16 protein-coding genes are annotated in these 18,794 nt (G+C 63.0%); 8 read left to right on the top strand and 8 right to left on the bottom strand.

Annotated elements, in window-relative coordinates; all coding sequences use genetic code 11:
* The first annotated feature begins 187 nt into the window (after window positions 1-187).
* A complete protein-coding gene (locus tag QTJ18_RS15780; RefSeq protein ID WP_252751131.1) occupies window positions 188-655 on the top strand; it encodes an Lrp/AsnC family transcriptional regulator in 468 nt (155 codons plus the stop codon).
* 89 nt (window positions 656-744) lie between these two features.
* On the opposite strand, the gene QTJ18_RS15775 is transcribed toward QTJ18_RS15780, so the two are convergent.
* Genes QTJ18_RS15775 through greA form a run of 3 tightly spaced genes read right to left on the bottom strand, consistent with a single transcriptional unit; the run spans window position 745 to window position 3,170 of the window.
* The gene (locus QTJ18_RS15775; RefSeq protein WP_252751130.1) at window positions 745-1,605 is read right to left on the bottom strand and encodes a glycosyltransferase family 25 protein; all 861 of its coding nucleotides are present in this window, start codon (window positions 1,603-1,605) and stop codon (window positions 745-747) included.
* Entirely contained in the window at window positions 1,602-2,669 is a 1,068-nt protein-coding gene (locus QTJ18_RS15770; protein WP_252751129.1) for a glycosyltransferase family 4 protein, read from the bottom strand. The genes QTJ18_RS15775 and QTJ18_RS15770 overlap by 4 nt, the downstream gene beginning before the upstream one ends.
* Before the next feature lie 24 nt (window positions 2,670-2,693).
* Window positions 2,694-3,170, bottom strand: a complete 477-nt coding sequence (greA, locus tag QTJ18_RS15765; protein ID WP_252751128.1) for a transcription elongation factor GreA — start codon at window positions 3,168-3,170, stop codon at window positions 2,694-2,696.
* A gap of 230 nt (window positions 3,171-3,400) precedes the next feature.
* On the opposite strand from greA, the gene QTJ18_RS15760 reads away from it, so the two are divergent.
* Both QTJ18_RS15760 and QTJ18_RS15755 read left to right on the top strand, forming a co-directional pair.
* Complete coding sequence (locus QTJ18_RS15760; RefSeq protein ID WP_252751127.1) at window positions 3,401-4,636, top strand: putative DNA modification/repair radical SAM protein; 1,236 nt, start codon at window positions 3,401-3,403, stop codon at window positions 4,634-4,636.
* The gene (locus QTJ18_RS15755) at window positions 4,636-6,111 is read left to right on the top strand and encodes a UdgX family uracil-DNA binding protein (protein ID WP_252751126.1); all 1,476 of its coding nucleotides are present in this window, start codon (window positions 4,636-4,638) and stop codon (window positions 6,109-6,111) included. Before QTJ18_RS15760 ends, QTJ18_RS15755 begins: the two co-directional genes overlap by 1 nt.
* 59 nt (window positions 6,112-6,170) lie before the next feature.
* On the opposite strand, the gene QTJ18_RS15750 is transcribed toward QTJ18_RS15755, so the two are convergent.
* From QTJ18_RS15750 to carB, 3 genes are all read right to left on the bottom strand, one after another.
* Window positions 6,171-7,142, bottom strand: coding sequence for a hypothetical protein (locus QTJ18_RS15750; protein ID WP_252751125.1), 972 nt, complete (start codon window positions 7,140-7,142; stop codon window positions 6,171-6,173).
* A complete protein-coding gene (locus QTJ18_RS15745) occupies window positions 7,142-8,053 on the bottom strand; it encodes a hypothetical protein (RefSeq protein ID WP_252751124.1) in 912 nt (303 codons plus the stop codon). The genes QTJ18_RS15750 and QTJ18_RS15745 overlap by 1 nt, the downstream gene beginning before the upstream one ends.
* Window positions 8,054-8,272: 219 nt before the next feature.
* Window positions 8,273-11,767: a carbamoyl-phosphate synthase large subunit gene (gene carB, locus QTJ18_RS15740; protein WP_252751123.1), complete on the bottom strand. Its 3,495-nt coding sequence runs from the start codon at window positions 11,765-11,767 to the stop codon at window positions 8,273-8,275.
* Window positions 11,768-12,128: 361 nt separating this feature from the next.
* Here carB and ypfJ point away from each other — a divergent pair, with 361 nt between their 5' ends.
* Window positions 12,129-13,043: a KPN_02809 family neutral zinc metallopeptidase gene (gene ypfJ, locus QTJ18_RS15735; protein ID WP_252751122.1), complete on the top strand. Its 915-nt coding sequence runs from the start codon at window positions 12,129-12,131 to the stop codon at window positions 13,041-13,043.
* A gap of 25 nt (window positions 13,044-13,068) precedes the next feature.
* On the opposite strand, the gene QTJ18_RS15730 is transcribed toward ypfJ, so the two are convergent.
* Window positions 13,069-13,980: a LytTR family DNA-binding domain-containing protein gene (locus QTJ18_RS15730; RefSeq protein WP_252751121.1), complete on the bottom strand. Its 912-nt coding sequence runs from the start codon at window positions 13,978-13,980 to the stop codon at window positions 13,069-13,071.
* A gap of 92 nt (window positions 13,981-14,072) precedes the next feature.
* On the opposite strand from QTJ18_RS15730, the gene QTJ18_RS15725 reads away from it, so the two are divergent.
* Window positions 14,073-14,582 carry a DUF2306 domain-containing protein gene (locus QTJ18_RS15725; protein WP_252751120.1) on the top strand — a complete coding sequence of 170 codons (510 nt, stop codon included), beginning with the start codon at window positions 14,073-14,075 and terminating at the stop codon, window positions 14,580-14,582.
* A 333-nt stretch (window positions 14,583-14,915) separates the two neighbouring features.
* Window positions 14,916-16,295 carry an MATE family efflux transporter gene (locus QTJ18_RS15720; RefSeq protein WP_252751119.1) on the top strand — a complete coding sequence of 460 codons (1,380 nt, stop codon included), beginning with the start codon at window positions 14,916-14,918 and terminating at the stop codon, window positions 16,293-16,295.
* A gap of 130 nt (window positions 16,296-16,425) precedes the next feature.
* Here QTJ18_RS15720 and carA read toward each other — a convergent pair whose 3' ends face one another.
* Window positions 16,426-17,631, bottom strand: a complete 1,206-nt coding sequence (gene carA / locus QTJ18_RS15715; protein ID WP_252751118.1) for a glutamine-hydrolyzing carbamoyl-phosphate synthase small subunit — start codon at window positions 17,629-17,631, stop codon at window positions 16,426-16,428.
* 115 nt (window positions 17,632-17,746) lie between these two features.
* Here carA and QTJ18_RS15710 point away from each other — a divergent pair, with 115 nt between their 5' ends.
* Both QTJ18_RS15710 and QTJ18_RS15705 read left to right on the top strand, forming a co-directional pair.
* Window positions 17,747-17,953 (top strand): hypothetical protein, encoded by a 207-nt coding sequence (locus QTJ18_RS15710; protein WP_252751117.1) that lies wholly within the window; start codon window positions 17,747-17,749, stop codon window positions 17,951-17,953.
* 4 nt (window positions 17,954-17,957) lie between these two features.
* Window positions 17,958-18,407, top strand: coding sequence for a GatB/YqeY domain-containing protein (locus tag QTJ18_RS15705; protein WP_252751359.1), 450 nt, complete (start codon window positions 17,958-17,960; stop codon window positions 18,405-18,407).
* Window positions 18,408-18,794 lie beyond the last annotated feature (387 nt).

Raw genomic sequence — 18,794 nt, 5'->3', positions numbered from 1 at the left:
GTCGCAGCCCCTCACTTGCTGCGGAGCACCGAGTTACGCACAATAATGGTGCGTCATCGCGACATAATCTTGCGCGTTTTCCTTGCGTTCGGAATGACATTGGCTATTAGAGCGAAAGTCGGCCCGAATGGATCCAGTTCGGGCGGCCTCCGCTCGGGCGGGGCGGACAACCCTATAGGAGCCCACCGTGCTCAAAGCCGAACTCGACGCCATCGACATCAAGATTCTGCGCGAATTGCAGCGCGACGGCCGCATGACCAATGTCGAACTTGCCGACCGAGTCGGCATTTCCGCTCCTCCATGCCTGCGCCGGGTGCGAAAGCTGGAAGAGGCGGGCGTGATCGAAGGCTATGCCGCCATCCTCAACGGACCGAAGCTGGGCTATGATCTCGTGGCCTTCTGCCTCGTGGGCCTGAAGCATCAGTCCGAAGCCAATCTGAAGGAATTTGCGGCACTGGCCCAGAGCTGGCCGATCGTACGCGAAGCCTGGATGGTCTCGGGCGACAGCGATTTCCTGCTGCGCTGCACGGCGGAAAACCTGACTGCTTTTCAGGATTTCGTCATCGAAGTGCTGGCCGCCAACGAGCATGTCGACACTGTGCGCACCATGCTGACCATCCGCCAGGTGAAGAAGCTGGGCCTCGTCGAGGTATGACGGCCCGGTAAAGCTCCCGTACCATCGCTGCAAAGCGGCGCGTGCCTTGGCTGGCGCTGACGCTGCTCCTGCCGCGGAGCGACCCCTCGTCAGGGCTTTTCGATGCTTTCAGAGGGAACAGGTGGCGAGGCAAAAGGTGGCGAGGTGACAGGTGCCAGTGCGACGCGCAGTGTCCTGCGATCGCTGGAGGGATTGAGCGGCGAGCCGCTCCAGTAAAACTCTGCCTGCTGCCGCAAGCGCATGATCTCGCGCGTCAGTTTTTGCGCGACCGACCGTTTCGCCTTGTTGATGGCCCAGGCGCGTTCGATTTCGCCGTCCAGCCCCAGTCGCGTTTCCTTCGGCATGAATTGATCCTGCATGCACAGAGCCGGGATCATCTGGGCGATTACCAGCCTTTCGAAGAGCGGCGAGGCGGGATCGAAGATCAGGTGATCGAGCGCCCGGTCGCAGCACTCCGTTGCGTCGAGGAGGCGGCGCGCCGCCGCGGGCGTCGCGATATAGCCGGCGGTGCCGAGATGGGCGCTGTGCAGCCGCGCCACCCACAGACCTGCGGCGATCGCCTGCCGCGCGCGGTCGAGTTGCACCGGTTTGCCGGTGGTTTCGATCTTGACCAGATCCGTGCCGGCCGGCAGCCAGTCGCTGGTCGCGAAAAGCTCGGCGGCCGGCAATGCCAGATGAATGTCATCCTCCACGACGATACCGGGCGTGCCGCTTGCGGCGATGCGCCGCCACGCCTCGCGGTGGCTGAGCAGGCAGCCGATCTCGCCGGCCGAGAGGATGCGACGGCCCTCCGCATTGCGGGTGGACCAGCGGTCCAGTTCGGCCTCCGGCAATTGCCGGCCGTCGATTCCCGCCACGCGCTCGAACACGAGGCCGAGACCATTCAGCACCAAGCGCATGCGCTCCATGCGGTCGGTCTTGCGGTCCAGGTTGATGACGTGGACGATCACGGTACCGGCCGCTCCCCCAGCAGATCGGCATAGACGCGGCCGATCGCCACGGCCTCATGCTCTATGGAGAAGTTCTTTTGCATATGGGCAAGCGCTGCGGCGCCCTCTGTCTCGCAAAGCAGGGGAGTGTCGAGATAGGGCCTGATGCCGGCCGTGAAGCTATCAAGCGAGCCGCACTCGACCATGCGCCCGGTGCGGCCATCCTCGATCAGTTCGGCAAAGGCTCCCACATCGGCGGCAACCACCGGCACGGCGCTCGCCATGGCCTCCAGCGGGGTCAGGCCGAAACCCTCCCAGCGCTGCGGCGCCACGAACAGGTCGAGAGCCCGATACCAGGCATCGATATTGGTATGCTCGCCGACAAACAGGATGCGGTCGCCAAGGCCGGCCGCCTTGACACGGGCCTTCAGCTCCTCTTCGAAAGCGATGTGCTTGGCGGTGGCGCGGCCCGCGATCACGGCCTTCCAGTCCGGCCGATCGGGCAGGAGCCGGAGCATGGCGTCGACGAAGAGATCCGTTCCTTTCTGATGGCGCACGCGGCCAAAGCAGCCGACATAGCGGAAGGCCGGATCAAGACCGACGTCCCGCTTGGCCTGCGCCTTGTCCGAAGCCGGCAAAAAGCGAAACAGATCGATGCCGTGCAGGATCACGGTGCTGTCGCGCTCCAGATAGGAGGCGGTCTTGCCGCATACCGCGATCACATGATCCATTCTGGAGATCAGCCATTTTGTCCAGCCGCTGTGGTGTCGCTGCGAGGCCGACGTAAAGACGAGCTTCAACGGCATGCGCAGCAGGTCGCGCAGCACGATTCCCGGCAGCATTTCGATATTGCGGCGGGCATGCCAGACGCGGCAGGAACGGCCCGGCGGCGGGCGCCAGAAATGCAAGAGATCGCTCCCCTGTAAAGCCGGCAGCGTGTCGGGCAGGCCCGGACCAAGGGTAGCCACCCTCTGGCCCAGCCGGTTCTGGATCGGTACCAGCTGGATGACGGTCGAGGTCACGCCGGAAAGGCGCCGCTTGAAATGCGGCGCGATCACGTCAACCTGTCGCGGATCGATGGTCAAGGGAGATGCCCAGGCTTGAGGATATCAGCCCCAGCTGACCTGCAGCACCTCATAGGCCTTCGAGCCGCCCGGCGCGTTGACCTCGATGCTGTCGCCGACTTCCTTGCCGATCAGGGCGCGGGCAATCGGCGAGGAAATGGAAATCCGGCCTTCCTTCACATCGGCTTCCTGGTCGCCGACGATCTGATAGACCTTTTCCTCGTCGGTATCCTCGTCCACCAGCTTCACAGTGGCGCCGAACTTGATCTTGGAGCCGGACATCTTCGTCAGGTCGATCACCTCGGCACGGGCCGTCAGGTCTTCGAGCTCGGTGATGCGGCCTTCGTTATGGCTCTGGGCCTCCTTGGCAGCATGATATTCGGCGTTTTCCGAAAGATCTCCATGCGCACGGGCCTCCGCAATGGCTTCGATAATCCGGGGACGCTCCTCCTGCTGGCGCCAGCGCAGTTCCTCCTGCAGCTTGGTAAATCCGGACGGCGTCATCGGTACCTTGTCAACCATTTTGTCTTTCCTCAGTCTCATGGCCGCAACAGGCAGCCACAAAAAGAAACAGGTCCCGGAGCGATACTCCGGAACCATGCGAAATCCTCAATTTTGCGAATCATAGCAGAAACGCGGATCGAATTTCCAGAAGATTCGAAATAGTGCGGCCGCGCCCGGCTGCAAGGTGGTCCGATATCCTTGGCGCCGCGTATTGACTTCGAGGGCCGGAACAGATAGAGAACACACTAATGAAGAAGTCGCTAAAAGAACGCCTCGCGATCCTGTCGGATGCCGCCAAATATGATGCGTCCTGCGCATCCAGCGGCACGTCCAAGCGCAATTCGTCCGGCGCCGGCGGCGGATTGGGCTCCACGGAAGGGTCCGGCATCTGCCATGCCTATGCTCCCGACGGCCGATGCATCTCGCTTCTGAAGATCCTGCTCACCAATTTCTGCATCTATGATTGCGCCTATTGCATCAACCGATCGTCGAGCAATGTCGAGCGCGCCCGGTTCACGCCGGAGGAAGTGATCTGGCTGACGCTGGAATTTTATCGCCGCAACTATATCGAAGGCCTGTTCCTCTCCTCGGGGATCATCCGCTCCTCGGATCACACGATGGAGGAGATGGTCCGCATCGCCCGCGAATTGCGAACCACGCATAACTTCCGCGGCTATATTCATTTGAAAACCATACCCGAAGCCTCGCCGGGACTGATCGAAGAGGCGGGGCTCTATGCCGACCGCCTGTCGATCAATATCGAGCTCCCGACCGATAGCGGCATCGGCCGCTTCGCGCCGGAGAAGAAGCCCGACAATATCCGCCGCGCCATGGGTGAGCTCCGGCTGAAGATCGAGGATGCGTCCGAGCCGACGCTGCGCACGAAGAAGCGCAAGCATTTCGTCCCGGCAGGCCAGAGCACGCAGATGATCGTTGGCGCGGACGGTGCAAGCGATGCAACGATCCTCGGCACCAGCGCAAGGCTCTATGGCAGCTATGGCCTGAAGCGGGTCTATTATTCCGCCTTCAGCCCCATTCCCGATGCCTCCTCCAAACTGCCGCTGGTCAAGCCGCCGCTGATGCGGGAGCACAGGCTCTACCAGGCCGACTGGCTGTACCGGTTCTATGGCTTCGATATTGGCGAAATCACCTCGGTCACCGCCGATGGCAATCTGGACCTCGATCTGGATCCGAAACTGTCCTGGGCGCTGGCGCACCGCGATCGCTTTCCGGTGGATGTCAATCGCGCGGCGAAGGAGATCCTGCTGCGCGTGCCCGGCTTCGGCACCAAGACGGTCAAATCCATCCTGTCCTCGCGCCGCTTCCGCCGCATTCGCCTGGAGGATCTCGGCCGGCTGGGCGTCTCGCTGCGCAAGGTCCAGCCTTTCATCGTCGCGGAAGGATGGACGCCGCACAGGGTGCTCGAGCGGTCGGATCTGCGCGCGATGTTCGCGCCGAAGCCGGAACAGCTGACGCTGTTCTGATGCAGACGCTCCGTCTCAAAGGTCGCGGCGATTTCGACGAATGGCGCAATGCCGCGCGCCCGCTTCTGCTTGCCGGCGTGCCGCCGACGGAGATCGACTGGCGGTTGGAGGATGAGGCGGACGATCTTTCGGCCTTCGCCGTCGTCCCTCTTCCCGTGCCGGCTGTCGGCGAACCTCCTGCCGCAAGGCCTCCTGTGTCCGTGCCGCCGGCTTTCATCGAGCTGGCCCAAAGCGTCATCTGCCATTCCGATCCCGGCCGGTTCGCCCTGCTTTACCGGCTGCTCTGGCGTATCGGCCGCGACCGATCCCTCCTGCAGGTGGTATCCGACGAGGATGTCATCCTGGCGCGCCGGCTGGACAAGGCCGTGCGGCGCGACAGTCACAAGATGAAGGCCTTCGTCCGCTTCAAGGAGGTGCCGTCGGCACAGACCGACGGCGCCCGGCGCGCCTTCGTGGCGTGGTTCGAGCCGGATCATTTCATCGTCGCCCGCATGGCGCCGTTCTTCAAGCGGCGCTTCTTCGACATGGACTGGGTCATCGCCACGCCGAAGGGTTCGGCCACCTGGAATGGCGAGGCGCTGACCCTTACCGACGCACCGGCGCAAAAGCCGGATATCGAGGATGGCGCCGATGATCTGTGGCGGATCTACTACGCCAATATCTTCAATCCGGCACGGCTGAAGGTAAAGGCGATGACCGCCGAAATGCCGAAGAAATACTGGAAGAACCTGCCGGAAGCGGCGCTCATTCCCGATCTGATCGCCAATGCCGAGGCGAAAGTGCGGGACATGGCGGAAAAGGCGGCGTCGCAGCCGCCGGCCTTCCATGCCAGGCTGCAGGAGCGCATGGCGCAGGACGCGGCCGAGGAGCTTCGCCAGGAGCCCGCCGGAAGCCTCGAGGCCATGCGGGCGGCGGCGCGCGGCTGCACGCTCTGTCCCCTGCATTGCCAGGCAACCCAGACGGTTTTCGGCGAGGGCGCACAGGACGCCGCGGCAATGATCGTCGGCGAACAGCCGGGCGACCAGGAAGATCTCGCGGGGCGGCCGTTCATCGGTCCCGCGGGCAAGATCTTCGATGGCGTTCTTTCCGATGTGGGCCTGCCGCGCGCGCGTCTTTACGTCACCAATGCCGTGAAGCACTTCAAATACGAACCGCGCGGCAAGCGGCGCATCCATCAGAGACCCAACCAGGCGGAGGTGGAGCAATGCCGCTTCTGGCTGAAGCAGGAGGTGGATCTGGTCCAGCCCAAACTGCTGGTGGCCATGGGCGCCACCGCCTATTTCGCTCTGACGGGCGAGAAGGACCGGCTTTCCGATGTCCGCGGCAAGGTCATCGCGATGACGGAGGGCCGCAAGCTCTTCGTGACGGTGCACCCGTCCTACCTGCTGCGCATTCCCGACATGGATCGGAAGATGCATGAGACGGCGCTGTTCAAGGAGGATATGCGCTCGGTCAAGCAGTTGATGGATCACTAGGTCGGCGATTGAGGGGGGGTGTGCCGCGATGAGACGAGCGGGCAGGGGTGACGCGCTTCTCAGCCGCGCGACAGCCCGCGCAAGATGGAGAGGCGTTCGCGCATGAGCGCGCGCTCGCGATTGGGAAGAAAATGCGAATAGTCATAATCGAAGCGGGCCGGCCGCACATGGCCCTCTTCGTCAAGAACAAGCGCGCGCCGCAACCAGTCATCCGCTTCCCCCACCCGGTTCTGGCAGAAGAGGTTGGCGGCAATGAAGAAGGCAAGACCGGCGAGCGGCGCGGCGGCATGCACCGCCATCGCCAGATCGCAGGCTCGTGCGTGTTCGCGGCGACAAAAGGCCTCATGCGCCGATGCGCCCTGTCGCAACAGCTCCAGCGAAATCCGGCCAGTGGTCCGGGTGGTGAGATGACTCGCCAGATCCGTCCGGTCGATGCTGCTTCCCAGCAGGCCCGGCCAATCGATCGACTGGCCGCCGGAATGAAACTGCCGCATGAAGTGATAGGCGAGGCCCGCTTGCTCTGCCATTCCGGCATGCAGCCAGTCGCCGAGATCATAGGCCGGGAATGTCATCTGCAGGCGGGGTCCGAGCGCCAGGGCATGCGGCACGAGATCCTGATGCTCTGCAACGAACCGCCTGTCTCTATTGTGGTAATGGCTGCGGTGACAGGGGAGGCCGATCTGCAGTTCCGGCCCGACCGCCACGACGCAATCGGCATTCAGAAGCGCACCGAACAGGATGGCCGCAGAGGCGCCCATGCTCATTCCGACGCAGCGTATATGGCTTGCGGAGAGCCTTTGCGCGCTGGCCTTCAGCACCTGGACCGTTTCCTCGACGCTCGTGCCGAGGGTCGGGACGCCATGCTGGTAGAAATCATTATCGACAGTGTTCAGGAACAGCGTGGGATGCGGGTAGTCCTTCAGCGTGCGTTCGATGGCGAACTGGCCGGGTGCCACGAAACACTGGCTGAAGACCAGGGTCAGTTCCCTGCTGCGGCCGGGGACGAATTTGAAGAAGGAGGGCGCCGCCATCAAAGCGACCTCTGATGCAGCAGGTGCGCCGCCTTTTGCGCCGCTTTGGAGAGGTGCGGGCTCGCCTGGTCGCCAATGCCCGGTACGAAGCCTCGCTCGAACCACTCCTCGACCGCACCGGGAGCGGCAGGTTCGGCGCTGAAGAGAGGCAGGAGGTCCGGATGATGACGGGCCACATGCTCGAGGTCCCGCGCCCGCCTTGTTTCCATGCGTGGGCGGAAGGCATAAAGCGATAAGGCGCTGCGGGCATGATCCGCATCGATCAGATGCACGCTGATGGGAGCCCGCTTCGGCGTCTCGACGCCCGCGGCAATGACATAGTGCAGGAATTGTGCGGGGCTGAACCGCAGGCCGGCACGGCTCTCGCAATAGCTTTCGATAAGATCATAGGCCGTCTCGAAATGCCGCATGGCCTGTGGCACGCCGAAGAACAGGTGGTCGTGATAGCCCGCGAGCGACGGATCGGCCGGGCTGAGCAGGCGGCCGGGCGGCTGCCAGGCATCGCGTGCGTCCTGCATTAGATAGGCAAAGGAGATGGCGGAGGTCTCCGTCTGGCGAAGCGCCGCATTCAGCCGCGTCAGCGGAATGATGTCGGGGCGAAGCCGCACGATAAGGTCATAGCCTTCGTTCGGTACAAGCCGGATCGCTTCGCCAATGCCCCAATACATGGCGATCCGGCCGAGACAGCCGTACTGGCCGAAGCTTTGGATGACCAGGCGTTCCTTTTCCCGCAGATCGGCGGGCACTGCGCAGGAAAGCGCCCGCGGCCGATAGAGCGGCAGATGGTGGCTGTCCTGAGGCCAGGCATGGATGAAGTAATCAACCGTGTGGCCACGGAAGAAGCGATCGAGATAGGGCTTGCAATAGGCAGCCGTTCTGCTTTGGCCGGACAGGCATGCCGCAATCCGCATCGTCCACACACTCCTGACCCTGTGCACCGCAAGCAGGATCGAGGACGAAACCGTAAAAACGGGGTGTCCGGCATCCTACTCTTAAAAACGCGATAGAGTTTCAGAAACCAGTTAGAGCGGGAAGCTTGGCCAGAGCTTGCGAAAACTTGCGCAAACTGTGTGGCTCCGGCGCCAATGCACCGAAGCATGGATCTAGCCGTCAGGCGATAGGCAAGCCCCTCAGAAATAGCTCTGCAGCGGCTGAACCTCCAGCTGGCCCTTCTTCAGGGCTTCGATCGCCTGGGCGGCGGCCATGGCGCCGGCCATGGTCGTGTAATAAGGCACTTTCTGCATGAGCGCGGCGCGCCGCAGCGATTTCGAATCCGAGATCGCCTTGTTGCTGTCGGTGGTGTTGATCACCAGCTGGACCTGCCGGTTGCGGATGGCATCCTCGATATGCGGACGGCCCTCCAGAACCTTGTTGACCTTCACCGCCTCGATGCCGTTTTCGGCGAGGAAGCGCTGGGTCCCGCCGGTTGCGAGAACCTTGAAGCCGATCTGGACGAGGAGCTGGATGGCCGGCAGGACGCGGCTCTTGTCCTCGTCGCGCACCGAGACGAAGACCGAGCCGTCGCGCGGCAGTTCGACACCGGCGCCCAGCTGGCTCTTGGCGAAGGCCAGAGCGAAATCGCGGTCCAGGCCGATGACTTCGCCGGTGGAGCGCATTTCCGGGCCCAGCAGCGTATCGACGCCCGGGAAGCGGGCAAAGGGGAAGACGGCTTCCTTCACCGCAATATGCTTGAGATTGCGCGGATCCGGCTTTTCGCCATAGGCGGCGATCGCCGCGTCCAGTTTCTCGCCGGCCATGATCCGTGCGGCAATCTTGGCAATCGGCGCGCCGATGGTCTTGGCCACGAAGGGCACGGTGCGCGAGGCGCGCGGATTGACTTCGAGGACGTAGATCGTACCGTCCTTGATGGCATACTGGACATTCATGAGGCCGCCGACATTCAGCGCCTTGGCAAGTGCAGTCGTCTGGCGTTCCAGTTCATCGACGGTCTCCTTCGACAGCGACCGCACGGGCAGGGAGCAGGCGCTGTCGCCGGAATGGATGCCGGCTTCCTCGATATGTTCCATGATGCCGGAAACGAAGACGCTCTCGCCGTCGCACAGCGCGTCCACATCCACCTCGATGGCATTGGTGAGGTAGCTGTCGAAGAGCAGCGGGTTCTTGCCGAGCAGCGTGTTGATCTGGCCCGTCTTGTCGTTCGGATAGCGCTGCTTGATGTCTTCCGGAACCAGTTCCGGCACGGTGTCGAGCAGGTAGGATTGCAGCATGGTCTCGTTGTGGATGATCTGCATGGCGCGGCCACCCAGAACATAAGAGGGGCGAACGACCAGCGGGAAACCGATCTCGGATGCGACAAGCCGCGCCTGTTCGACGGAATAGGCAATGCCGTTGTTCGGCTGGGTCAGGTCCAGCTTCATCAGGAGCTTTTGGAAGCGGTCGCGATCTTCGGCGAGATCGATCGCATCCGGAGCGGTGCCGAGGATCGGGATGCCGTTCTTCTCCAGCGCTTCGGCGAGCTTCAGCGGCGTCTGCCCGCCAAACTGCACGATGACGCCCACCACTTCACCCTTTTCCTGCTCGGCGCGCAGGATCTCGATGACGTCCTCGGCGGTCAGCGGCTCGAAATACAGGCGGTCGGAGGTGTCGTAATCGGTCGATACGGTTTCCGGGTTGCAATTGATCATGATCGCTTCGAAGCCGGCATCCTTCAGGGCGAAGGCGGCGTGGCAGCAGCAATAGTCGAATTCGATGCCCTGGCCGATCCGGTTCGGGCCGCCGCCGAGGATGACGACCTTCTTGCGGTCCGAAACATCCGCTTCCGAGCGCGCCGCGCCGACGAAGGGGGTCTCGTAGGTGGAATACATATAGGCGGTGGGGGAGGCGAATTCCGCGGCACAGGTGTCGATCCGCTTGAAGACCGGGCGCACGCCGAGCGCATTGCGCTGCATGGCAACATCCTTCGGCTTGCCATTGGTCAGCGAAGCCAGGCGGGCATCGGAAAAGCCCATGGCCTTCAGCATGCGCAGGTTTTCCGCATCGGCCGGCAGGCCGTGCTGGCGGATGCGCGCCTCCATGTCGACGATCGCCTTCAACTGGGCAATGAACCAGGGATCGATCTTGCAGCCTTCATGCACTTCGGCTTCCGACATTCCAAGCCGCAGAGCCTGGGCCACCATGCGCAGCCGGTCCGGCGTCGGCGTGCCGATGGCGGCACGAATGGCATTCTTGTCGTCGGCATTGTCGCCATTGGCGCCGAGGCCGGGAATCTCGATCTCGTCCAGCCCCGTCAGGCCGGTTTCGAGCCCGCGCAGGGCCTTCTGCAGCGATTCGGCAAAGGTGCGGCCGATCGCCATGACTTCGCCGACCGATTTCATGGCCGTGGTCAGGACCGGGCTTGCGCCGGGGAATTTCTCGAAGGCGAAGCGCGGGATCTTGGTCACCACGTAATCGATCGAAGGCTCGAAAGAGGCCGGCGTCGCGCCGCCGGTAATGTCGTTTTCCAATTCGTCCAGCGTATAGCCGATGGCCAGCTTGGCGGCGACTTTGGCAATCGGGAAGCCCGTGGCCTTCGAAGCCAGTGCGGAGGAGCGCGAGACGCGCGGGTTCATTTCGATGACTACCAGGCGGCCATCCTTCGGATTGACGGCAAACTGGACGTTCGAGCCGCCGGTTTCCACGCCGATCTCGCGCAAGACCGCGATCGATGCATTGCGCATGATCTGGTATTCCTTGTCCGTCAGGGTCAAGGCGGGGGCAACCGTGATGGAATCGCCGGTATGGACGCCCATCGGATCGATGTTTTCGATGGAGCAGATGATGATGCAGTTATCCGCACGGTCGCGGATGACCTCCATCTCATATTCCTTCCAGCCAAGCACCGATTCCTCGATCAGCACTTCGGTGGTGGGGGAGGCATCAAGACCGCCATTGACGATATCGAAGAATTCCGAGCGGTTATAGGCAATGCCGCCGCCGGTGCCGCCCAGCGTGAAGGAGGGGCGGATGATGGCGGGCAGGCCGACATGGTCGAGCGCCTGGGCGGCAATGGCCATGGCATGCGCCATATAGCGCTGCTTGCGATCCGTCTCGCCGAGGTTCCACTGGTTCTCAAGCTCGTCGAGCGCCTTGTCCAGGGCATCGCCGGAGAGCGTCTCGCGCAGCTTGGCGCGCTCAGCCTCGTGCTTCTTGCGGTCGGCATCCTTGATTTCGGTGGCATTGGCCAGCATGGAGCGGGGCGTTTCCAGCCCGATCGTCGCCATGGCCTCGCGAAAGAGCGCGCGGTCTTCCGCCTTGTCGATGGCCTCCGGCTTGGCGCCGATCATTTCGACATTGTAGCGGTCGAGCACGCCCATGCGCTTCAGGGACAGCGCCGTATTGAGCGCCGTCTGTCCGCCCATGGTCGGCAGGAGCGCGTCGGGACGTTCCTTGGCGATGATCTTGGCGACGACTTCGGGCGTGATCGGCTCGACATAGGTGGCGTCGGCAAGCCCCGGATCGGTCATGATGGTCGCCGGATTGGAATTGACCAGGATGACCCGATAGCCTTCCTCCCGCAAAGCCTTGCAGGCCTGGGTGCCGGAATAGTCGAACTCGCAGGCCTGGCCGATGACGATCGGACCCGCGCCAATGATGAGGATGGACTTGATATCTTGGCGCTTCGGCATGTCGTCTTTCCGCTTTTTCATTCCTGCACCGAAAACCGGCCGGGTGAGGGGTATCACCGGTCGGGCGCAAGATGTGGGTTCTTTCAGGCTAGAAGCGGCTTATAGGGAAATGTGGCTTCGAACGGAACCCTCAAAATGAAGTTTCCTCAGGCAAGCGGAAAAAGTCGATCTCCCTGTTCTGCGCCTCTGCCTTTCGGCGGCCCTGGCGCTCGAGATCGAGGGGACGAAGTGGACGTCGCCGGGGCCTGCGTGATAGCCAATCGTCCGCGGCGATGCGCTCACGGCCCGGCTTCGTCGTCCTGCCGGAACGCAATCACCGGTCCTGTCGTTTAGCGGTAATCATCAGACAAGGAAATCTGCCATGGAATGGCGCGGACGCAGACAGTCGGGCAATGTCGAGGACCGGCGGGGACAATCGGGTGGAATGCGATCCGGGCCGGGGTTCCGCATCCCGATCGGCGGCGGTGGAAGACGCGGCGGCGGGATAGGCATTGGTGGATTGATCCTGATCCTGATCGTCTGCGCCGTTCTCGGCATCAATCCGCTGACGCTTCTATCGGGCGGCGATGTCGGGCTGGACGAGGGTGCGGGCGGCTATCAGCAGCAGCAGGCGCCGCGCAGCGCCGCCGACGAGGATATGACGGCCTTCGTCAAAACAGTGCTGGCCGAGACCGAAGATACCTGGAACCGCGTCTTCTCGCAAAGCGGCGGCCGCTACGAGGAGCCGCGGCTGGTGCTGTTTTCCGGGCAGACGCAGTCGCAATGCGGTTTTGCTTCCGCCGCCACCGGCCCCTTCTACTGCCCCGGTGACAGCAAGGTCTATCTGGATACGGAATTCTTCCGGCAATTGTCGCAGAAATTCGGCGCCTCGGGCGATTTCGCCCAGGCCTATGTCATAGCCCATGAAGTGGGCCACCATGTTCAGAACCTCATCGGCGTTCTGCCGAAGTTCAACGAAATGCGCCGCACCATGAGCGAGGCCGATGCGAACCGCATGTCGGTGCGGGTGGAATTGCAGGCGGATTGCTTTGCCGGTGTCTGGGGAAAATCCACCGAGCAGCGCGGTCTTCTGGAACAGGGCGATCTGGACGAGGCGCTGAATGCGGCCAGGCAGATCGGCGACGACACCCTGCAGAAGCGCGCGCAGGGCTATGTTGTGCCGGAAAGCTTCAACCACGGCACATCGGCGCAGCGCATGCGCTGGTTCCGCGCCGGCTTCACCAGCGGCGACATCCAGGCCTGCGACACGTTCTCGCCCCGGTTCGAGCAGCTTTAGGTCTGGGCCTCACGCTCTCACGCCATCAAGGCCGCTCCTTGCCGGCGGTTGCCGCCATGGGTCTGCCGAAGCGGGCCCGGATCGCCGCCTCATAGGGCCGGCTGACAGGCAGCCGAGCGCCGTCCATGGTTTCGACGATCAGCCTGCCGCCCTCGCGGGCGAGGCCTTTCACCTGATCCTCCGCCACCCAATGCGAGCGGTGGATGCGCTGGCCGGCAATCGCTCCCGTTTCGTTCAGCGCGTCGGCGAAACGCAGCAGGATAAGCTGGCTGCCGCGGGAGGTGACGACCTGCGTATAATGATCCTGCACCGAGAGGCGGTGCAGGCGGCCGCGGCTTTCGGGCTTCAGCCGCAGAAGGAGGGGCGGAGCGCCCGATGACCCCTCAGGACAGGGCGGTTCCTGCCGGATCGGCGCGAAATCTGCCTCTGGCTTTGGGTCTGCCTCTGACTCTGCCTCTCGCTCCGGCTGTAACTTTGCCCCTGGCTCGGATTTCAACGCCTGTTGCGGCTCGCCGCTGGTCAGATAGGTCAGCAGACACAGAAGCAGGCAGAGCGGCAGGGAGATGCGGACCTGCTCGGCAAACTCGCTCACCGTCACGGCCGAGCCGAAGAAGCCTGCCTGCAGCAGGACAATGGCAAAGCCGATGGGAACTGCGGCAAGCGATGAGCCAAGCATCATTCGGGCAAGGCGCGAGCGGATCTTCGCCTGCAGGATGACGTCGACCAGGCTCGCCATCAACAATGCGGTGGTGAAGGCCATGAGGTGCAGCAGCGCCCAGAAGGACAGGCGCTGCAGAACCGGCATCCTGTCGCCGGTCCCGAAGGGGCCGGTCACGGTGAAGACGAGAATCACCAGGGCAATGGTGGCCCAGTAGCGCCAGGAGCTCAGGAAATCTTGCAATTCGCGAAGCGCGGCTTGCAGTTTTGCGGGGCTCACGAATGTCTTCTCCCGATTCACGTCATTGCGGTTTGCCGGTACGCAGTCTTGCCGGAGAAGGAGCGGGATTTCAAACGGGTCTTGATCCTGCCATGACACTTGAACCGCTTTTCACCGCCCCGCTTGCCGTGCAGATCCACGTCGCGACGGTTCTGCCGGCCGCAGCCATCGGCGCCTTCCTCCTCATCTGGCGAGGCCGGGGAACCCCACTTCACCGCCTGCTCGGGCGGGTGTGGATCGGTCTGATGATCTCGACCGCGCTGTCCTCGTTTTTCATTCACGAGCTGAATGTCTGGCGGGGCTTCAGCCCGATCCACATCCTGTCGCTCACGACGATCGCCGGTTGCCTGCGGGCCGTTCAGCTGGCCAGAACAGGCCGCATCGCCGCCCATAAACGCATGGTTGCGACGATCTATCTGGGGGGCATTGTCATCGCGGGCGGCTTCACGCTTCTGCCCTACCGCCTCATGCATCAGGTGGTCTTCGAGGGGGCTTTGCCGATGAGCCCCCTTCTTCTGCTTGTCGCGCTGATCCTGCCATGCCTGCTGTTTTACCTAATCCGGAAACAGGTCTCCGACCCCGGTTCGCCCCGTCGACCATGAATGCGCAGGATGCCAGGCGATCGGCTCTCGACGGCATCCATCATCTTTTGTGAAGGGTGCCAGCAATAGTTCTGCTGGATTGCGCATTCGGCTTGTCTGTCGAAACAGCTTTGACTAGAGAATGGGACGAGCCGTCTGCCCCTTTTTCGGGCAACGGCTTTTTCATTTTGCAAATCTGGAGCGAAGACCGATCCGAACGCATGCAGCTGCAGCCATGACCTCTCCTGCCTCGGCCATCCGGTGATCCCTGTCCGGCGGCGGGCAGGGCAGCCGGTCTGCCGGAACCATGCGCAGGGGATCAGGTCCTGCTCCACCGCTGTTCGGAGTGCACCCATGGCTAAGCTCGACGCTGCCCGCCTCGCATCGGCCAATAATGGCTGGGGCGCCCATATTCGCGGCACGCTCCTGCTCGGCCTGCCCTTTGTCGGCGCGCAGCTGGCGCAGATGGCGATCAATACCACGGATGTCATCATGGTCGGCTGGCTGGGAACGACGCAGCTGGCGGCAGTGGTGCTGGCCACGCAGATGTTCTTTGTCGTCCTCATCTTCGGCACCGGCTTTTCCAATGCGGTGGTGCCGCTGGTGGCTCAGGCGATCGGCCGGGGGGATGCCGTGCAGGCCCGTCGGTCGGTGCGGATGGGCATGTGGGTGGTGATCGCTTATGGCGTGCTGACGGCGCCGCTGCTCTGGTTCTCCAAACCGATTCTCCTATCCCTCGGCCAGGATCCGGAGGTCTCCAGCCTGGCGGAGGGCTATCTGCGCATCCTGCAATGGGGCATGTTCCCGGCGCTTCTGCTGATGGTGCTGCGGGCCTTTGTCAGCGCGCTGGAGCGCGGCGGCATCGTGCTCTACGTCACCATCGGCATGTTCCTCTTGAACGCGGTTCTGGATTACGGGCTGATCTTCGGCCATTTCGGCTTGCCGCAATGGGGCCTCCAGGGCGCGGCGATCGCCTCGCTCGGCTCGAACCTCCTCGGTTTGGCGCTGATCGTCCTCTACATCGAAAGCCGGGAGGATATGCGCGGCTACGAGCTTTTCGTCCGCTTCTGGCGGCCGGACTGGGTGGCGTTTCGCGAGATCCTGAGCGTCGGCCTGCCGATCAGCTTCACCATCCTGGCCGAAGCGGGCCTGTTTTCCGCCGCCTCGCTGCTGATGGGCCTGCTCGGTACGCAGGAACTGGCCGCGCACGGCATTGCCCTGCAGCTGGCGTCGATCGCCTTCATGATCCCGCTCGGCCTTGCCCAGGTGGCCTCGGTCAGGGTCGGCATCGCCCATGGTCGCGGCGATCCGCTGGGGGTGCGGCGGGCGGCGATCGCGGTTCTGGTGATCGGCATGTGCATTGCGGCAATGGGCAGCGCCCTGTTCGCGCTTATCCCTGGAGCCCTCGGCCGGCTGTTCCTCGATACCACGCAGCCGGATGCGCAGGAGGTGCTGCTCCTGTCCATCCCGCTGATCGTCGCGGCAGGGGCCTTTCAGATGTTCGATGGTCTGCAGGCGGTGGCTGCCGGCCTGCTGCGCGGCCTGAAGGACACCAAGATCCCAATGATCCTGGCTCTGATCGCCTATTGGCCGATCGGCTTCTTCTGCGCCTGGCTGTTCGGCTTTGCTCTGGATCTGCGCGGCCCGGGCATCTGGATCGGCTTCGTCACCGGCCTGATGGCGGCGGCCATCATGCTGTCGCTGCGCTTCTGGTTCCTGGTGCGCCGCGCCTGAGTGACGGCCGGGCCGGAAACCGCCGGCCAAACGAAAACGGCCCGCGTCAAAGCGGGCCGTTTCTTTTTCAATGCAAGCGAGCCTGGACCTGCCAGCGACAAGGCGCGGCCTTCAGCCGATCGAGCCTCGATCAGCGTTCGGCAAGAGCCGGCTCGCCCTTCTTCTCGCGGACCATGTTGATGAAGCGGCGGAAGAGGTAATGGCTGTCCTGCGGGCCCGGCGAGGCTTCCGGATGATGCTGGACGGAAAAGACCGGCTTGCCGGATAGCCGCAGGCCGCAATTGGAGCCGTCGAACAGGGAGATATGCGTCTCTTCCACGCCCTCCGGCAGGGAGGACGACGCCACGGCGAAGCCATGGTTCATCGAGACGATCTCCACCTTGCCAGTGGTGTGATCCTTGACCGGATGATTGCCGCCATGGTGACCCTGGTGCATCTTCTCCGTGGTCGCGCCAAGCGCCAGCCCCAGCATCTGATGGCCGAGGCAGATGCCGAAGGTCGGCGTCTCGCTCTTGATGATATCGCGGATCACCGGCACGGCATATTCGCCGGTCGCGGCCGGATCGCCCGGTCCGTTCGACAGGAACACGCCATCCGGCTTCAGCGCCATGATGTCTTCGGCGGATGTCTGCGCCGGGACGACGGTCACCTTGCAGTCGAGGCCGGCAAACAGGCGCAGGATGTTGCGCTTGACGCCGTAATCCACGCAGACGATGTGGTATTTCGCAGTGTCGGGGCCGTTTTCGGCATAGCCTTCGTTCCACACCCAGGGACCTTCCGTCCACTGCGAGGATTGTCCGGACGTGGCTTCCTTGGCAAGATCGAGACCCACAAGGCCGCTCCAGGCGCGGGCTTCCGCCTTCAGCGCCTCGATGTCGAAATTGCCGTTCGGATCATGGGCGATGACGGCGTTGGGCGCTCCGTTTTCGCGGATCCAGGCGGTCAGCGCCCGGGTGTCGATGCCCGACAGGCCGATAATGCCGCGCGACTGCAGCCATTCGTTCAGATGGCGGGTTGCGCGGTAATTGGAGGGGTCGGTGATATCCGCCTTGAAGACTGTGCCGACGGCGCCGCGGCGGGCAGCCGGCGTCAGGTCCTCGATGTCTTCCTCATTCGTGCCGATATTGCCGATATGCGGGAAGGTGAAGGTCACGATCTGGCCGAGATAGGACGGATCGGTGAGGATTTCCTCATAGCCGGTCAGGGCGGTATTGAAGCAGACTTCTGCCGTCACCTTGCCCGTGGCGCCGATCCCGTGACCCTCGATCACCGTTCCATCGGCGAGGACAAGAACGGCGGTCGGCTTGCGGGAGGTCCAGGGTGCTGTCTCAGTCATGTCGGTTCGTCTCCGCCCGAGCCCCGCCACTTGAAGCAGCAGGACGGTGGGGCCATCTATGGTCGAAAGAAAGGGGCGCGCGGACGTCTGCGTCTCGCGCCAGGCTCTTCATATCATGATCGTGCAGGTGCCCGACATAGCGAAAGGTGTCGAGGCGGTCAATCATGCTCTCTTGCCTGAAATGGAAATCTCGGCGCGCCGCGTCAAGGCGTGCGGCCAGATTGATCCTCCGATGCGGCTGCGCTATGACGGCAGCGCACAGACAGGAAGAGACGAGCGACGGCCGCCTGGCCGCCTGCGCTTTTCCGAAGGAGAACAATAATATGATGCGTGACAAGCTTTCCAATGCCATGAAGGATGCGATGAAGGCGAAGGAGGCCCGACGCCTGTCCACCGTGCGTCTCATCCAGACGGCCATCAAGGATCGCGATATCGCCAATCGTGGCACGGGCAAGGACCCTGTCAGCGATGACGAGATCCTGCAGATCCTGCAGAAGATGATCAAGCAGCGGGAAGAATCGGCCAAGATCTATCTGGAAGGCGGTCGCGCGGAACTGGCCGATCAGGAGCAGGCGGAAATCGAGGTCATCCGGGATTTTCTTCCCGAGCAGCTGTCCGACGAGAAGGTGCGCCAGATCATTGCCGGCATCATCCAGGAAACCGATGCCCAGGGCTTGCGCGACATGGGCAAGTGCATCGCGCTCCTGAAGGAGCGTTATGCCGGCCAGATGGATTTCGCGAAGGCATCCGGCATCGTCAAGGATATGCTGAAGTAAAAGCCGGTAGTCGAAATTGGCGAGGCATTGCAGCCAGGCCTTATGCCGTCTCGGCGCCCGCTTGTCTTGGAAACCCGAAACAAGCGAGGCAGAGCTCGGGAGGGCTCTGCCTCTACGCCTGGACATGAACATTGCCATCCGGGGGCAGGAGGCAATGCCGGGGCACCCTGTTGGGGGGCAAGGTGCCGATCCGTTCTTCCCGATGGAGAGTGGGACGTCAGGAAGAACAGCCCCACTCAAATCCTGTTCGGCGCTGCATTCAACTTAAAAAATCGTAATTTTTGAGAAGGCCCATTCGCCGCAAAAAAGTCGCAAGTTGGGCTAGGGATGAAATGTTGCGCAGGCGGCGGTCCTCCGGGGCCGGGCCTTTGCGAAAGCATCGCAAAG

Origin of the sequence: Rhizobium sp. SSA_523 (genome assembly GCF_030435705.1) — a bacterium.
Lineage (GTDB): Bacteria > Pseudomonadota > Alphaproteobacteria > Rhizobiales > Rhizobiaceae > Neorhizobium.
Note: the sequence above shows the minus strand (reverse complement) of the source record. Positions and strands in the feature narration are given on the sequence as shown.

Excerpts from the sequence above, each read along its gene's own strand:
- carA (WP_252751118.1), bottom strand. The coding sequence starts at position 17,631 with ATGACTGAGACAGCACCCTGGACCTCCCGCAAGCCGACCGCCGTTCTT.
- greA (WP_252751128.1), bottom strand. The coding sequence starts at position 3,170 with ATGGTTGACAAGGTACCGATGACGCCGTCCGGATTTACCAAGCTGCAG.
- QTJ18_RS15755 (WP_252751126.1), top strand. The coding sequence starts at position 4,636 with ATGCAGACGCTCCGTCTCAAAGGTCGCGGCGATTTCGACGAATGGCGC.
- ypfJ (WP_252751122.1), top strand. The coding sequence starts at position 12,129 with ATGGAATGGCGCGGACGCAGACAGTCGGGCAATGTCGAGGACCGGCGG.
- QTJ18_RS15725 (WP_252751120.1), top strand. The coding sequence starts at position 14,073 with ATGACACTTGAACCGCTTTTCACCGCCCCGCTTGCCGTGCAGATCCAC.
- QTJ18_RS15760 (WP_252751127.1), top strand. The coding sequence starts at position 3,401 with ATGAAGAAGTCGCTAAAAGAACGCCTCGCGATCCTGTCGGATGCCGCC.
- carB (WP_252751123.1), bottom strand. The coding sequence starts at position 11,767 with ATGCCGAAGCGCCAAGATATCAAGTCCATCCTCATCATTGGCGCGGGT.
- QTJ18_RS15710 (WP_252751117.1), top strand. The coding sequence starts at position 17,747 with ATGATCGTGCAGGTGCCCGACATAGCGAAAGGTGTCGAGGCGGTCAAT.
- QTJ18_RS15720 (WP_252751119.1), top strand. The coding sequence starts at position 14,916 with ATGGCTAAGCTCGACGCTGCCCGCCTCGCATCGGCCAATAATGGCTGG.
- QTJ18_RS15750 (WP_252751125.1), bottom strand. The coding sequence starts at position 7,142 with ATGGCGGCGCCCTCCTTCTTCAAATTCGTCCCCGGCCGCAGCAGGGAA.
- QTJ18_RS15705 (WP_252751359.1), top strand. The coding sequence starts at position 17,958 with ATGCGTGACAAGCTTTCCAATGCCATGAAGGATGCGATGAAGGCGAAG.
- QTJ18_RS15745 (WP_252751124.1), bottom strand. The coding sequence starts at position 8,053 with ATGCGGATTGCGGCATGCCTGTCCGGCCAAAGCAGAACGGCTGCCTAT.